This is a genomic window from Sphingomonas sp. NBWT7, assembly GCF_014217605.1.
Lineage (GTDB): Bacteria > Pseudomonadota > Alphaproteobacteria > Sphingomonadales > Sphingomonadaceae > Sphingomonas.
Genome location: NZ_CP043639.1, coordinates 3,214,569 through 3,228,411, shown reverse-complemented (window position 1 = coordinate 3,228,411; position 13,843 = coordinate 3,214,569). Strand labels below are relative to the sequence as shown.

At 64.6% G+C, this 13,843-nt stretch carries 15 protein-coding genes, 1 tRNA gene and 1 pseudogene; 9 read left to right on the top strand and 8 right to left on the bottom strand.

Annotated elements, in window-relative coordinates; translation table 11 throughout:
* The first annotated feature begins 324 nt into the window (after positions 1-324).
* The 3 genes from F1C10_RS15700 to F1C10_RS15690 all read left to right on the top strand — a co-directional run bounded on the left by F1C10_RS15700 (position 325) and on the right by F1C10_RS15690 (position 3,751).
* Positions 325-1,140 carry a phytanoyl-CoA dioxygenase family protein gene (locus tag F1C10_RS15700; protein ID WP_185207621.1) on the top strand — a complete coding sequence of 272 codons (816 nt, stop codon included), beginning with the start codon at positions 325-327 and terminating at the stop codon, positions 1,138-1,140.
* Positions 1,137-1,967, top strand: a complete 831-nt coding sequence (locus F1C10_RS15695; protein ID WP_185207619.1) for a phytanoyl-CoA dioxygenase family protein — start codon at positions 1,137-1,139, stop codon at positions 1,965-1,967. The genes F1C10_RS15700 and F1C10_RS15695 overlap by 4 nt, the downstream gene beginning before the upstream one ends.
* Before the next feature lie 407 nt (positions 1,968-2,374).
* Positions 2,375-3,751 carry an alginate export family protein gene (locus tag F1C10_RS15690; RefSeq protein WP_185207617.1) on the top strand — a complete coding sequence of 459 codons (1,377 nt, stop codon included), beginning with the start codon at positions 2,375-2,377 and terminating at the stop codon, positions 3,749-3,751.
* 88 nt (positions 3,752-3,839) lie between these two features.
* Here F1C10_RS15690 and F1C10_RS15685 read toward each other — a convergent pair whose 3' ends face one another.
* Positions 3,840-4,709, bottom strand: a complete 870-nt coding sequence (locus F1C10_RS15685) for an MBL fold metallo-hydrolase (protein WP_185207615.1) — start codon at positions 4,707-4,709, stop codon at positions 3,840-3,842.
* Between the two features lie 68 nt (positions 4,710-4,777).
* On the opposite strand from F1C10_RS15685, the gene F1C10_RS15680 reads away from it, so the two are divergent.
* The 4 genes and pseudogenes from F1C10_RS15680 (at position 4,778) to F1C10_RS15665 (ending at position 8,009) form a co-directional block, all read left to right on the top strand.
* The gene (locus F1C10_RS15680) at positions 4,778-5,092 is read left to right on the top strand and encodes a helix-turn-helix transcriptional regulator (protein WP_185207613.1); all 315 of its coding nucleotides are present in this window, start codon (positions 4,778-4,780) and stop codon (positions 5,090-5,092) included.
* Positions 5,093-5,096: 4 nt separating this feature from the next.
* Positions 5,097-5,615 (top strand): rhodanese family protein, encoded by a 519-nt coding sequence (locus F1C10_RS15675; protein WP_185207612.1) that lies wholly within the window; start codon positions 5,097-5,099, stop codon positions 5,613-5,615.
* A gap of 7 nt (positions 5,616-5,622) precedes the next feature.
* Positions 5,623-6,396: pseudogene (locus F1C10_RS16935) on the top strand (sulfite exporter TauE/SafE family protein).
* A 122-nt stretch (positions 6,397-6,518) separates the two neighbouring features.
* Complete coding sequence (locus F1C10_RS15665; RefSeq protein WP_308458064.1) at positions 6,519-8,009, top strand: PAS domain-containing protein; 1,491 nt, start codon at positions 6,519-6,521, stop codon at positions 8,007-8,009.
* A gap of 95 nt (positions 8,010-8,104) precedes the next feature.
* Here F1C10_RS15665 and F1C10_RS15660 read toward each other — a convergent pair.
* Both F1C10_RS15660 and F1C10_RS15655 read right to left on the bottom strand, forming a co-directional pair.
* Positions 8,105-8,179: transfer RNA gene (locus F1C10_RS15660), tRNA-Gln, on the bottom strand.
* A 57-nt stretch (positions 8,180-8,236) separates the two neighbouring features.
* Positions 8,237-9,328 (bottom strand): branched-chain amino acid aminotransferase, encoded by a 1,092-nt coding sequence (locus F1C10_RS15655; protein ID WP_258042974.1) that lies wholly within the window; start codon positions 9,326-9,328, stop codon positions 8,237-8,239.
* An 82-nt stretch (positions 9,329-9,410) separates the two neighbouring features.
* On the opposite strand from F1C10_RS15655, the gene F1C10_RS15650 reads away from it, so the two are divergent.
* Positions 9,411-9,902, top strand: a complete 492-nt coding sequence (locus tag F1C10_RS15650; protein ID WP_258042973.1) for a MarR family winged helix-turn-helix transcriptional regulator — start codon at positions 9,411-9,413, stop codon at positions 9,900-9,902.
* A 3-nt stretch (positions 9,903-9,905) separates the two neighbouring features.
* On the opposite strand, the gene proC is transcribed toward F1C10_RS15650, so the two are convergent.
* The 5 genes from proC to F1C10_RS15625 form a co-directional block, all read right to left on the bottom strand.
* Positions 9,906-10,727 (bottom strand): pyrroline-5-carboxylate reductase, encoded by an 822-nt coding sequence (proC, locus tag F1C10_RS15645; protein ID WP_185207604.1) that lies wholly within the window; start codon positions 10,725-10,727, stop codon positions 9,906-9,908.
* Between the two features lie 7 nt (positions 10,728-10,734).
* Positions 10,735-11,247 (bottom strand): YbjN domain-containing protein, encoded by a 513-nt coding sequence (locus F1C10_RS15640; protein WP_185207602.1) that lies wholly within the window; start codon positions 11,245-11,247, stop codon positions 10,735-10,737.
* Between the two features lie 57 nt (positions 11,248-11,304).
* Positions 11,305-11,553 (bottom strand): accessory factor UbiK family protein, encoded by a 249-nt coding sequence (locus tag F1C10_RS15635; protein WP_185207600.1) that lies wholly within the window; start codon positions 11,551-11,553, stop codon positions 11,305-11,307.
* A 26-nt stretch (positions 11,554-11,579) separates the two neighbouring features.
* Positions 11,580-12,101, bottom strand: a complete 522-nt coding sequence (locus F1C10_RS15630; RefSeq protein WP_185207598.1) for a TspO/MBR family protein — start codon at positions 12,099-12,101, stop codon at positions 11,580-11,582.
* A gap of 127 nt (positions 12,102-12,228) precedes the next feature.
* A complete protein-coding gene (locus tag F1C10_RS15625; protein WP_185207596.1) occupies positions 12,229-12,963 on the bottom strand; it encodes a TlyA family RNA methyltransferase in 735 nt (244 codons plus the stop codon).
* A gap of 177 nt (positions 12,964-13,140) precedes the next feature.
* Between F1C10_RS15625 and F1C10_RS15620 the strand changes: the two genes are divergently transcribed.
* On the top strand, positions 13,141-13,806 hold the full coding sequence (locus tag F1C10_RS15620; RefSeq protein ID WP_185207594.1) for an alpha/beta hydrolase: 666 nt from the start codon (positions 13,141-13,143) through the stop codon (positions 13,804-13,806).
* Positions 13,807-13,843: the final 37 nt, after the last annotated feature.

The window sequence follows — 13,843 nt, the reverse complement described above, 5'->3', positions numbered from 1 at the left end:
TCAGGCACTCTTTCGCGAGCCGCCATCTTGCGCGCTACCCTGCGCAGGGGCGCTCCGGACCAACGGCAGCTTTCAAGCACGACCGAGAGCGGCCCGGAACCACCAAGATCAGGTCGGAAGCAGTCCGATAGCTTCCGGCCGCGAGGACTCAGACCCGGCCATTCGCGGACCTGACGCCCTTTCTGAATACCTGCCGTTCATTCAGAAAGGGCATGACTAAAAGCCAGTTGGTGCCGGTAGCTTATGACGCCTCGCAGTTGACACGTCACCGTATGAAGCAGACGCTGAAATTCGCCGAGTAGAACGAGAGCACGGGAGAGCGCCATGGCGACGCACCTTCGACCGGAGCTGCCAAACAGTCACCAATCGTCGGACGCCAAGCGCCGCCTGCATGACGAAGGCTGGTGCGTCGTGCCGGACGTCATCGACCCGCAAATGATCGCGCGTGCGCTGGATCGACTGCATGATGCCGCCGCGGTCAGCGAGCGACAGGGCGTCTCGACTTTCATGCCGGTGCTTGATCCGAACGCCAGCAACGTGCGCGTTTTTTTCCTGCTCGAACACGACGCGATCTTCCGCGAGCTGATTTGCAATCCTCGCGCGCTCGACCTGGTCGAAGCGGTACTCGGGCGCAGCTTTCTCGTTTCGAATTTCACTGCCAACATCGCGCGGCCGGGCGCGCGCTCGATGACGCTTCATTCGGATCAGTCGATCGTCGTGCCCGAACCGTGGCACGCTGCTTGGTCGATCAACATCATCTGGTGCCTTACCGACGTCCGTTTCGAAAATGGTGCGACGCTCTTCATTCCCGGTAGTCACCGGTGGCAGGCTCATGCCGATGTGCCAGTGGACGCGGCCAAGCGGCTTGTCCCATTCGAAGCGAAGGCCGGGTCGATCGTGGCGATGGACGGTCGGCTGTGGCATACGTCCGGCGCCAACGTTACCGCTAACGAGGATCGCGCACTGCTGTTCGGCTATTATTCAAAGCCGTTCCTGCGCCCGCAGGTAAATTGGAACGCTGCGCTGTCACCTGCGACCCAGGCGTCACTGGATCCGACGCTCCACGCGATGCTTGGGCTTGGTGTCACTGCCAACAGCGGTGAGGCGCTTTATATCAACCTGCTGGAGAAACGCGCATGAGTGCCGTCGCCGTGCAGTCGGAGCAGTCGGAGCAGTCGACGATCGTGATACCGGCGCCTACGCGCGATCTCGTACAAGGATTGCGCAATATCGCTGAATTCGGGCTGACGATCGTGCCCGATGTGCTGACCGGCACGACGCTTGCCGCCACGCGGGACGCCCTTTACCGTGCAGCGGCCTCGGATCGTAACCGCGGTCGCGAGCGGAAGTTCGGGCTTGATTACGCGCATGACGAGACCAATCAGCGCGTCTGGAACGTGCTCAATCGCGATCCTCTGTTCGAGGATCTGGCGTTTCACCCAGTCTCGATCGACTATGTAAAGGCGATCCTCGGCTGGCCGGCGCTGCTTGGTAATCTGTCGGCGAATATCACTGGACCAGGCGGCGGCGAGATGATCCTGCACGCTGATCAGATCTTCGTTCCCGAACCATGGTCCGCAGAACCGCAGGGGCTCAACGTTGCCTGGTGCCTCGATGATTTCACAGAGGCGAATGGCGCCACCCGCTTCGCTCCGGGTAGCCACCGGCGCAACCGCGCACCCACTGCGCAAGAAGCGGACGAGCCGACGATCCCGATCGAGGCTCCCGCTGGATCGATCGCTATCTTTGAAAGCCGTGTCTGGCACAAGACTGGGTTCAATCGCACCACCGACCAGCATCGCGCCGGCGTATTCGCCTGGTATACTCGGCCGATCTACCGAACGCAGGAGAATTGGTTTTTGTCACTGAGACCAGAAATCCGACAATTTGCCAGCGAAGACGCGCTCGTTTTGCTTGGGTATCGTGCTGAAGGGCTAGGCTTGGTCAACGGAGCTTCGCCGCTTTAGGCCCGAATGTTGACGGACCAGGAGAGCAAGCTGCCCCGTGCGCGGGACGCTCTGGCTTGGAACCCGAAATTCCCACGTCCGTACGGCGGAGGAGTGCGCCTGATCCACTGAGCTGTGGCGCGGACGGCGATGGCGCTTCGATCTTGTCGTACGCCGCAAGGTGGCTTTGAAGCTACCCACCTAAAAATGCCGTTTGATGACCTGCCTGCACCGGGGCGATCAAACACAACGCAACTCGCCTGTTCCACAGTAGACTCTTTAAGGCACGGTCGACTTGATTAGACCAGACAGCGTGCACGGCAACGGTGATGAATTTCCGCCGGGCCATCTGACGGACTGCCGCTGAATATCATGGTCGGAGTGGGAACCTGTCTCGCCATCAGCGTTTGGCTGTGATGCGACAATCGATGAGGAAATTGGCATGGGGTGCGCTCGGTCTGGCAGCCGGGCTGGCGCCCCCTGCCGCCCAAGCGCAGATCACCGACGACGGCCTGCTGCACCGAGCGATTGGCGCTCCCGACGATTGGCATCTATCCGGTAGCGTCCGCGCCCGCTTCGAGGCGATCGACGGGCAATTTCGCGAGGAGGCGGTGAACCGCGATCAAGTGCTGGCGCTGCGCACGACGGCGTTTGCCGAATACGACAGCGGCCCGGTGCGTGTCGGTGCCGAGTTCCACGACGCGCGCGCCTATTTTCAGCGGCGTGGATCGTCGGTCGGCACCGATGTCGTCAATGCCCTCGAATTCTCGCAATATTATGTGCAGGGCGATCTCGGTGATGCGCTAGGCACCGGCACTACCAGCTATCTGAAGGCGGGGCGGATGACGATGCAGCTGGGCTCCGAACGGCTCGTCGCGCGGCAGGGTTTCCGCACCTCGGTCACATCGTTCACCGGCGTACGGCTGACGCGCGAAGGTGAAAATGATCGCGAATTCGTCGCCTTTTGGACGATGCCTACCGTCCGGCTGCCGACGGGTACCATTGCGATCCGGCGTAACCGTCCACAGTGGGACCGCGAGAACACCGATCTCCAACTGTTCGGCGTCTTCAACCGCGTTCCCGTTGGCGGAGATACCCGGCTCGAAACCTATGCCTATGGCCTGATCGAACGCGGCGAAAGCCAGGAAGATCGCAGCGACCGGCGGCTGTTCACGCCGGGGGTGCGGCTGTTCGCCAAGCCCGACAGCGGCATCGTGTTCGAGGTCGAAGGGATGGCGCAGTTCGGGCGCGGGCGCGACGGCAGTCCGGACAGCGGCAAGCCGGTTGTCCCAGTCGAGGCGTACGGCTTCCACGGCGACATCGGCTACCGCTTCGCAGGCGGGTGGAAGCCTGAGCTGACTGCATTTTTCGATTATTACACCGGCAATCGTCGAGAGGGGCGGATCGGAAGGTTCGACACTTTATACGGCGCACGGCGGTTCGAGTTCGGTCCCACCGAATTGTTCGGCGCGGCGGACAGGTCGAATATGCTCTCTCCCGGTGCGCGAATGAAGGCATCGCCGGCGGACGGACTTTCGGTGATGGGCGACTACCGCCTGCTCCGCCTCGCCAGCGCGATCGACCGCTTCAGCAACAGCGACGTGCGTGATGCGACCGGGCGTGCCGGGCGCAACGCCGGGCAGCAGATACAGCTACAGGTGGAGTACGACCTCATCAAAGATATTCTCGCACTCGATCTCGGCTATGCCCGCCTCTTCAAGGGCCGGTTCCTGCGTGACGCGCCGAACGCACCGGATCCGCGCGATGTGAGCTACGGTTACGCGTCGATCATGTTCTCTTTTTAGCGATCATCTCGATGCTACGAAGTGGACAGTCACCCGGTTAAGCCCTCGTCATCTATCCACTCGATAGCTTGCGCAGGACCGCTGGCGCTCACTTTTCGAGCCATTTCACCGGGATACGCGGGTAAGTGACGCCGTTCGCCTGAGCCTCCTCGAAGTGGCCGGCACGTATATTAACCTGGATCGAGGGCAACAGAAGCTTGGGCACCGATAGCCCGGCATCGCGCTGCTCCCGCATGGCGACGAAATCGTCCTCGCGGACGCCGTCATGCACGTGGACGTTCGACCGTCGCTGCTCGCCCACCGTCGTTTCCCAGCGATAGTCGTCTCGGTTCGGCACCTTGTAGTCGTGGCACAGGAACAGGCGCGTCTCGTCAGGCAGCGCCAGCAGGCGGCGGATCGAGCGATAGAGCGTGCGCGCATCCCCGCCGGGGAAGTCGGCCCGCGCGGTACCATAGTCGGGCATGAACAGCGTATCGCCGACGAACGCAGCATCGCCGATGAGATAGGCGACGTCAGCCGAGGTGTGGCCGGGGACGTGCAGTACCTCGACGTCCAACTTGCCGATCGCGAAGCGATCACCGTCGTTAAAGAGGCGATCGAAGTCCGATCCGTCCGTCCGCAGGTCGTCCATCGCGAACACGGGGCGGAAGATTTTCTGCACGTCGCGGATATGCGCGCCGATCCCGATCCATGCGCTGGTGTGCGCCTTGATGAACGGGGCGGCCGACAAATGATCGGCATGGGCGTGCGTCTCCAGCACCATCGCGATCCGCCAGTCCTGCGCGCGGGCGAAGGCGAGGATGCGCTCAGCCGAGCGGGTGTCGGCGACGCCGCTCGCCATGTCGAAGTCGAGCACGGGATCGATCACAGCCGCGGTCCGCGTCGTGGGATCGCCGACGAGGTAGCTGATCGTGTTGGTCGGCACGTCGAAGAACGCCTCGATGAAAGGCTGGATCATGATTTCCTCCGTTAGCGCTTGCTAATATATTAGATAATGCTACATAAGCAATACCTAATGGAATGGCGATGATGCTGAAGCCAATGGACCTGGCGACATTCGAGGCAAAGGCTGGACAGGTCGCCGATACGCTGAAGGCGATCGGCAATGCGCGCCGGCTGATGCTGTTGTGCAAGCTGGTCGAGCATGGCGAAGTGACGGTCGGCGATCTGGCGCGCGATGTCGGCCTGTCGCAATCGGCCTGCTCGCAGCACTTGGCGAAGATGCGCGACGAAGGCCTCGTCAGTTACCGGCGGGAGAGCCAGACGCTCTGGTACGCCATAGCGGATGCGCGCGTCGAAACGCTGCTCGCCACCCTCTACCAGCTCTACTGCAAGGATTGATGCGATGACGCTTGCGACCCTCTCCCCCGCCGACACCCGCGCCGCGCTCGATGCCGGTGCGCGGCTGATCGACATTCGCGGGGCCGACGAACATGCGCGCGAGCGCATCCCCGGCGCGATCAACGTGCCGCTTTACCGGATCGGCGATCTGCCGCGTGACTGCCGCCCGGTCATCTTCCACTGCAAATCCGGAATGCGCACCGCCGCTAATGCCGCGCAGCTCAGCGCGGCAGCGGGTAACGCCCCCACCTACATCCTTGGGGGCGGCATCGATGCGTGGCGGCAGGCCGGACAGCCCATCATCACCGACCGATCGCAGCCGTTGGAAATCATGCGGCAAGTCCAGATCACTGCCGGCGCGCTGGTACTAACCGGCGTGCTGCTTGGCGCGTTGGTCGCTCCCAATTTCTTCGGGCTGTCTGCGTTCGTGGGGGCGGGGCTGATGTTCGCCGGCGTGACGGGGTGGTGCGGCATGGCCAATCTGCTGCGCGTCATGCCCTGGAACCGGCGCGCGAAGGCCTGAGACGATCTTGGACACCGCCGCCATCGTTGCCGCGCTCGCATCGGGCGGCGTGATTGGGCTGATCCTCGGCCTTGTGAGCAGAGGCTGGTCGATCCTCGCGTGCCGCTGCTGATCTATGTCGTCGGCGTGGGATCGCCGCACGCTGCGATCGGCACGGCCGCGATCGCCGTTACGGTCAACGCGCTCGCCGGCCTGATCGGCTATGCACGCGCGGGCAAGGTGAAGTGGCGGTGCGCCGGTGTCTTCGCCATGTCCGGGGTGATCGGCGCGGCGCTGGGGGCGGAGTTGGGCAAGGCGTTCGACGGCAAGGGGCTACTCTTCCTCTTCGGGCTGCTGATGATCGGCGTCGGCCTGTCGATGCTGCGCAAGCGTCGCGCGGCGGAAGCACCAGACGTGCGCCTTACCCGCGACAGCGCCGCAACGCTGCTGCCGCGCCTGGTTCCGATCGGACTGTGAGTGGGACGCGCGCCGGCTTTTTCGGAGTCGGGGGCGGCTTCCTGATCGTGCTAGGACTGATCCTGGCAACCGCGATGCCGCTGCCGTTCGCGATCGGCAAGTCGCTGGTTGTCAGTGCGCAAGGGCTGACGACCGCCACCTCTTACGCAATGTCAGGTTTGGTCGATTGGGACGATACCGCGCTCCTGGTCTCAGGCGGAGTTGTCGGGACGATCGGGGGCAATGCCCTGGGTAAAGCTCTCGGAACCCGCCGGGGGCTGCTTGGGCGCGGATTGCCGTCGCGGTGATCGCAGTGGGTTTCTATGTCACTGCATCATCACTGTAACAATTCGGTCCCGGAATGAGCTAAATATGCTCCATGGCATGCAGACAGACCCTCATGAAGGGCGCGCTGTTCGCCGATATCCGCCTTGAAAAATTGGGGCGCCAATGAGGAAAGCGTACAAGTTGCCGGATTTCAAGGAAGAGGCACGGATCATCCGTGAGCTGACACGCGCGGGCAATGGCCCCGACCCTTTTTCGTCAGCTGTGCGTGCGACCCGTATGCCGATGATCATCACTGATCCGCGCAAACCCGATAATCCAATCGTGTTTGCCAATGCGGCATTTGCGAAACTGACCGGCTACTACCGCGGTGACATCCTTGGTCGGAACTGCCGCTTCCTTCAGGGACCCGATACCGATCAGGCAGATGTAGCCCAAGTGCGCGCGGCTATTGCAGCCCGCACGCCGATCGAACTGGAGTTGCTGAACTACAAGAAAGACGGAACGCGGTTCTGGAACAGGCTGCTGGTGTCTCCCGTGTTCGCCGATGACGGAGAGCTGACCTACTTCTTCGCTTCCCAATTCGACGTGACATTGGAGCGCGAACGTCTAGCTCGCCTTCAATCCGATCGGGATGAACTGGAAGCGCAGATCGCAAAGCGGAACGTTGCCCTTGAGGCCAGTGAGCAACGGCTTCGCTTTGCGCTGGAGGCAGGGCGGCTCGGCATCTGGAGCATTGACCTCGATACCGGGCACCTCATTGCCTCCGACGAGTGCAAAGCAATCTGCGGGCGAAACCCTGGTGATCCCCTGAGCTTGCAAGAGCTTAAGGACACGATCCACCCTGATGATCGCATCATTCAGTCTGAAGCGCTTAATAATGCGATTGCCGATCGAAAACCGTTGGAAGCGGAATATCGGCTGCGCCTTCCCTCTGGTCAGGAACGCTGGGTCCAGATCAGGGGACAAGCGAACTACCGCGCTGATGGCACGCCGATGTCGCTGATTGGTACCACCCAGGATATTTCTGAGCGCAAGCGGGCAGACGGCCATCGTGCGATGCTCGCAAACGAACTGAACCATCGCGTCAAAAATACACTGACATCGTTGCAGGCAATCGTTGCTCAGACGATGCGCCGCGCCACATCGATCGAGGATGCCAGCGCGACCCTGGAAGCGCGCATCCACGCCATGTCGGCGGCAAACGACCTGCTCGTCCGTGGATCGTTCGAACGTGCGGCGATCCGCGATTTGTTGAGGCAAACCCTCTCGCCGTTCGGGGTAGAGGACGGCCAGAGGTTCATGCTCACGGGCCCTGACGCCCCCCTCTCACCTCGTCTGGTGACAGGCCTCGCACTCGCGCTGCACGAGCTTGCTACCAATGCCACCAAATATGGTGCCCTCTCGAACGGGATGGGTAGGGTGCATATCGATTGGTCTGTGGACGATAAAACGCCCACGCGTCGATTGCATCTGACGTGGATGGAGCGAAACGGTCCTACCGTCGAAAAGCCGTCGCGGACCGGCTTTGGCACACAGCTCATCCAACGGGTGCTGGCACAGCAAACCGGTGGGACGGTTGCGCTATCCTACGATCCGGGCGGCGTCAGGTTCGTGGCCATCGTGCCAATGGCCGGTCCAGATGAAGCTGACCCCCATATCCTAGCGATGTGATACGACGCCCAGCGACAGCTGAAATCACCACGGTGCTACTGATACTGAAGTTTTCTAGCCAGCACGCTGCCGTGAGACGGCTCACGACAGGGAGTTGGCTGGGGCGGCAGGATTCGAACCTGCGAATGCCGGTACCAAAAACCGGTGCCTTACCACTTGGCGACGCCCCAACAGACGCGCGCCCCTAATGCGTGCGCGCGCGAAGTGCAATTCTTTGGGGACGCCGATCAGGCGACCGGATGGATCCAGCCGTGCCGATCGGCCGCCCCCCCGCGCTGGATCGCGCTCAGCTGATCGAGGAAGCGCTGCGTCGTCTGGCCGGTGCCGCCGGTGCCGATCGTGAAGGCGTAATCTGGCCCGCTCACCGCGCCGATCGGCGTCACCACCGCGGCGGTGCCGCAGGCGAAGCTCTCGACCAGTCGGCCGCTCGCTGCGTCGGCGCGCCACGCGTCGATCGCATAGGGCTCCTCGCGCACCGTCAGCCCGGCGTCGCGCGCCAGCGTCAGGATCGAATCGCGCGTGATTCCGGGCAGGATTGTGCCGGTCAGCGCCGGCGTTTGGATCGATCCGTCGTCGAACACGAAGAAGATGTTCATGCCGCCCAGCTCCTCGATCCAGCGCCGCTCGGTCGCATCGAGGAACACCACCTGATCACAGCCGCGGCGGATCGCTTCGGACTGCGCGACGAGGCTGGTGGCATAATTGCCGCCGCACTTCGCCGCGCCCGTGCCCCCCGGCGCCGCGCGCGAATAATCGTGGCTGACCCACAGCGAGATCGGCCGCACCCCGCCCTTCCAGTACGAGCCGGCCGACGAGGCGAGCACCATGTAGAGATATTCTGCCGCCGGCTTCACGCCTAGGAACACCTCACTCGCGATCATGAACGGGCGCAGATACAGCGAACCGCCGTCGATCGCCGGAAACCAGTCGGCATCGGCCTTCACCAGCGCCTCGATCGATCCGACGAACAGGTCGTCGGGGAGCTCGGCCATCGCCATCCGCCGGGCCGAATCGCGGAAACGGCGGGCATTGTCGTACGGGCGGAACAGCGCGACGCTTCCGTCATCGTGGCGATACGCCTTGAGCCCCTCGAAGATCTCCTGCGCGTAATGGAGCACCGCGGTCGCCGGATCGACCGTCAGCGTCGTGCGCGCGGTGATCTTCGCGTCGTGCCAGCCCTTCGTCTCGTTCCAGCGGATCAGCGCCATGTGATCGGTGAAGACGCGGCCGAAGCCGGGATCGGCGATCCGCGCGGCGCGCTCGCTGGCGGGGATCGGCGCGGTGTTTGGCTCAAAGACGAAGGGAGAGGACGTTGGCACGAGTTGCGGCTCCTGCGGCGCGGAAAAAAACGCCGCCGTTGAAGGTTGCGGTCGGGTAGGGCCGATGGCAAGGCCGGTCAACATGGCTGCCCCAACGTCCTCCGCCTCGCCGCTTTTCCTGCGCGAACCCGAGATCCGCCGCGGGTTGGAGCTGCTGTATTTCGGCAATGCGCACGTCACCCGGTCGATCGATCGCGGCCTCGCGCGGCACGGCCTGGGCCGCGCGCATCACCGCGCGCTGTACTTCATCGCGCGTAAGCCCAACATGGCCGTCTCGGATCTTCTAGCGCTGCTGGGGATCACCAAACAGTCGCTCGGCCGCGTGCTGGGCGAGCTGACCGATCGCGGCTTGGTCGAGGCGCGCCCGGGCGAGCGCGACCGGCGCCAGCGGCTGCTGCATCTTACCGAAGCCGGCACGGCGTTCGAGGCGGAGCTGTACGACGCGCTGCGCGACCGGCTGGCGACGGCCTATTCGAAGGCGGGACAGGGCGCGGTGAGCGGCTTCTGGGCGGTGCTCGAAGGCCTGATCCCGGACGAGGAAATCGCCCGCGTCGAGGCGCTTCGCGGCAACTGAGCCTTAGCCGCGCCCGGCAGCGGAGCTTTGGTCGCGGGCCGCCGCTGCCAGGGCCGCATTGCGATCGCGGCTGGCGGCGAGCGTCGCGGCGAGCAGGGCGTTGAGCGCCGCATCGCGATCGAGAACGTTGAGGCCCTCGCGTGTCGAGCCGCCCGGGCTAGCGACACGATCGGCCAGCGTGGCCGGGCTCTCCGGTGCGCCACTCGCCATCGCGGCCGCCCCTTCCACCGTGGCGAGCGCGAGCCGTGCCGCCTGATCGTCGGGCAGGCCCAGCGCCGTGCCCGCGGCGGCGAGCGCATCGATGAAGCGGAAGACGAAGCCCGGCCCGCACCCCGACAGCGCAGTGACCGCGTCGAACATCTGCTCGTCGGCGATCCACTCGACCTTGCCTAGCGGCGCGACGAGCGCCTCGGCCGTGGCGCGCGCGGCATCGGTTGCGGTCGTGGCGTGGAGCGCGGTCACGCCCTTGCCGATCGCGACGGGCAGATTAGGCATGGCGCGCACGATCGAGGCAGCGGGGATCCTCGCGGCAAGCGTTTGCTCTTCCACTCCAGCGAGGATCGACAGGAGCATCGCCGGGCGAACCCGTGCCAGGCCTGATGCGACCGCGTCGAGCAACTGCGGCTTGACCGCGAGCACAAGAACCTCCGGTGCGGCGTCCGACGGCGGGGTGGACACGCAACGCACGCCAGGCGGGAGCGCCGACGCACCGGGATCGATCACCGTCACGGCCGCCGGATCCATGCCCGCGCCGATCCAGCCGCGCAGCATCGCGCCGCCCATGTTGCCAGCGCCGACGAGCCACAAGGAAGCCGGAAAGGTCATGCGGCGATCAGGCCTCGCCCTGCGTGTCGATGAGCGCCGCCGCGATCGCGTCGCGCGGCGACTTGCCGCCCCACAGGACGAACTGGAACACCGGATAGAAGCGCTCGCACTCGTCAATCGCCGTCTCGATCAGCGTGCTGGCGGCGTCGAGCGTCAGCATCACTTCCTCGTCATCGTCCTGATCGATCAGCGCGGCGTGCCGGTACAGGAGGATGCCGCTGGACGACCAAAGTTCGAAGTGGCCGAGCCAGAGCTGTTCGTTCGCGAGCCCGATCGCCTCGTACACCGCGGCGCGCGACTGCTCGGGCACCTTGACATCGGGGAAGGCGAGGAACTGCAGCACGCCGTCCTCCTCGCGCCACAGCGCGCGGAGTTCATACTCGGTCCAACTGCCCTTCACCGTCGCGCTAATCTCGTCGTCGTTGCGATCGAACGACCAGCCGTGCGCAGCGAAATAGCTTTCGAGCATGTCGAGCGGGGCTTCGGGTCCCTGGTCGTGGTCGGCTTCGTCGAGCATCATCACCTTATCGCACGACTTCGCGGCGATAGGCAAAGCGGGCCGCGCCGTCTCCGGCGCTCAACCCTGCTGCTTCGCCTCGAGCGCGTCGAGCCGCGCGCGCAGCGCATCCGCCTCGTCGCGTGCCGCAGCCGCCATCGCCTTCACCACCTCGAACTCGTCGCGCGAGACGAAATCGAGCCCGCCGATCCATTCGCGCGCGCGCTCGCGCGCACCGGACTGAGCCTCGCGACCGACACCGGCGACGGTACCCGCGGCGCCGTTCACGAACTTCACCAGATCATCGAACAGCCGGTTTTCGGACTGCATCGCGCAACGCCTTTCGGAAAGGAAACTCAGCCGATGACTTGGGACGTTCGCGCGCCCGGCACAAGGCTTTGCGCGTCGGGATTGAGCTGCCCGATCCGCCAGTTGAGTCCGGCGGCGAAGCTCAGCCAGACGAGATAGGGCACCAGCAGCCACGCCGCCTGGCGCCGGATGCGCGCAAACGAGAAGGTCGTCGCGATCGACAGCAGTAGAATGGCTATGGTCACCAGCAGCGCGGCGGTAACGCGATGCGCGCCGAAGAACAGCGGCGTCCAGGCGAGATTGAGCGCGAACTGCGCGGCGAACAGGACGACGGCGACGGCGCGGCCGCGGGCACCGCGTGCGTTGAGGATCATCGCCAGCGCGAGGCCGAGGAGGATGTAGAGCGTTGTCCAGGCAACGGGGAAGACCCAGCCCGGCGGGGTCAGCGCCGGCTTGACCAACGCCTGGTACCAAGCGTTATCGTTACCCGAGGCGACGCTGCGCCCCGACAGGAAGCCGAGTAGGACGATCAGCGGAACGCACAGCAGCGCCCAGCGCGCAAACGACATCCGCAGCTGAGCCTTCGATGCAATGCCGCCCACATTTCCTCCAAGATCGTTTCGCGGGCATAATCACGCGCGCATCGGGGCGTAAACCGCCGTACGCGCGCCGGGTTGCTTCAATATCGGACAGCGATCACCCGCGCGTCGCGGCGAGCAGGAACTCGATATTGCCTTCGGGGCCGGTGATCGGGCTGGGGCTGAGGCTCTCGACCTTCCATCCCCTGCCCTCGAACCACGTAGCGACATCGGCGCAGACGCGCTGGTGCACGAGGGGATCGCGGACCACGCCGCCCTTGCCGACTTCTTCGCGCCCGGCCTCGAACTGTGGCTTCACCAGCGTCATCGCGCGCGCCGCGGGTTTGGCGAAACCGAGCGGCACGTCGAGCACCTTGGCGATGCCGATGAAGCTCGCATCGCAGACGATGAGGTCGACCGGTTCGGGGATGTGTGCGGGCGTCAGGATGCGCGCGCTGGTCTGTTCGTGGACGACGACGCGCGGATCCTGGCGCAGCTTCCAAGCGAGTTGGTTGGTGCCGCTGTCGACCGCGTAGACGCGTGCGGCACCGCGCGTCAGCAACACGTCGGTGAAGCCGCCGGTGGAGGAGCCGACGTCGATCGCGACCGCACCGGCAACGTCCCAGCCGGCGTGATCCAGCCCGTGCGCCAGCTTGATCCCGCCGCGCGACACCCACGGATGATCCCGCCCGCGCACGTCGAGCGCCGCATCGGGCGGGAGCGCCTGCCCCGGCTTGTCGATCTTGCGTGTCCCGACGAATACCAGCCCCGCCATGATCAGCGCCTGCGCGCGCGTCCGCGATTCGGCGAGGCCACGATCTACTAGGAGTTGATCCGCGCGTATCTTGGGCATCGTATTCCTATCACGGTTATGGCCGTTCGTCGCAAGCGGTGGGCGGTTGGGCGATCTGACGGAACTGAGATGATTGCCTATGAATTTAGGGGAATATACGAAGACAGTGAGGTCGCGGTGCCGGGCGTCCCCCTAGAGCACCGGCAACGCGGCCTCTTCGACGAAGAGGATAGTGCCATGGGCCGTTTTTCGTCCGACCTTTTCCATCGACCAACGGTGCTGACCGTTCCCGGACTGGGTAATTCCGGCCCGTCGCACTGGCAGACGCTGTGGGAGCAGAGCCGGCTCGACACGCGCCGCGTCGAGCTGGGCATGTGGGACACGCCGCATCGCAACGCCTGGGTGACGAAGCTCGACCAGGCGATCGCACAGGCGCAGGCGCCGGTGATCCTGGTCGGCCACAGCCTGGGGTGTCAGGCGATCGCGTGGTGGGCGACGCTGAGCCCGCAGCCCTACGGCTGGCCGGTCGCAGGCGCGCTGCTGGTCGCCCCGCCCGACGTCGACCGCGACGACGCGCCGCCTGAACTGGCGACCTTTGCGCCCACCCCCAGAACATCCCTGCCGTTCCCGTCGATCCTCGTCGCGAGTGCCGACGATCCGTGGATCGCGATCGAGCGGGCGCACAGCCTTGCCGTCGACTGGGGCAGCCACTTCGTCGACGCCGGCGCGCAGGGACACCTCAATGCGGCGAGCGGCCTTGGCTGGTGGCCGGAAGGTCAGGAGCTGCTTGGTCGGGTGATCGAGGCCGCTGGCGGGCCGCACGGCGAGGTGCGGACACCGGGCGATGCGCGCTCAATATTGACTCGTCCGGTGGATGTTCAAGGCACTATTTTGCGGTCATAAGGTGGGGCTTTAGGTGGAGTTCGTGTGTAGTGCATGA

Excerpts from the sequence above, each read along its gene's own strand:
- proC (WP_185207604.1), bottom strand. The coding sequence starts at position 10,727 with ATGACCTTTCCGGCTTCCTTGTGGCTCGTCGGCGCTGGCAACATGGGC.
- F1C10_RS15675 (WP_185207612.1), top strand. The coding sequence starts at position 5,097 with ATGACGCTTGCGACCCTCTCCCCCGCCGACACCCGCGCCGCGCTCGAT.
- F1C10_RS15650 (WP_258042973.1), top strand. The coding sequence starts at position 9,411 with ATGGCTGCCCCAACGTCCTCCGCCTCGCCGCTTTTCCTGCGCGAACCC.
- F1C10_RS15635 (WP_185207600.1), bottom strand. The coding sequence starts at position 11,553 with ATGCAGTCCGAAAACCGGCTGTTCGATGATCTGGTGAAGTTCGTGAAC.
- F1C10_RS15695 (WP_185207619.1), top strand. The coding sequence starts at position 1,137 with ATGAGTGCCGTCGCCGTGCAGTCGGAGCAGTCGGAGCAGTCGACGATC.
- F1C10_RS15685 (WP_185207615.1), bottom strand. The coding sequence starts at position 4,709 with ATGATCCAGCCTTTCATCGAGGCGTTCTTCGACGTGCCGACCAACACG.
- F1C10_RS15640 (WP_185207602.1), bottom strand. The coding sequence starts at position 11,247 with ATGATGCTCGACGAAGCCGACCACGACCAGGGACCCGAAGCCCCGCTC.
- F1C10_RS15690 (WP_185207617.1), top strand. The coding sequence starts at position 2,375 with ATGAGGAAATTGGCATGGGGTGCGCTCGGTCTGGCAGCCGGGCTGGCG.
- F1C10_RS15620 (WP_185207594.1), top strand. The coding sequence starts at position 13,141 with ATGGGCCGTTTTTCGTCCGACCTTTTCCATCGACCAACGGTGCTGACC.
- F1C10_RS15700 (WP_185207621.1), top strand. The coding sequence starts at position 325 with ATGGCGACGCACCTTCGACCGGAGCTGCCAAACAGTCACCAATCGTCG.
- F1C10_RS15630 (WP_185207598.1), bottom strand. The coding sequence starts at position 12,101 with ATGTCGTTTGCGCGCTGGGCGCTGCTGTGCGTTCCGCTGATCGTCCTA.
- F1C10_RS15680 (WP_185207613.1), top strand. The coding sequence starts at position 4,778 with ATGATGCTGAAGCCAATGGACCTGGCGACATTCGAGGCAAAGGCTGGA.
- F1C10_RS15625 (WP_185207596.1), bottom strand. The coding sequence starts at position 12,963 with ATGCCCAAGATACGCGCGGATCAACTCCTAGTAGATCGTGGCCTCGCC.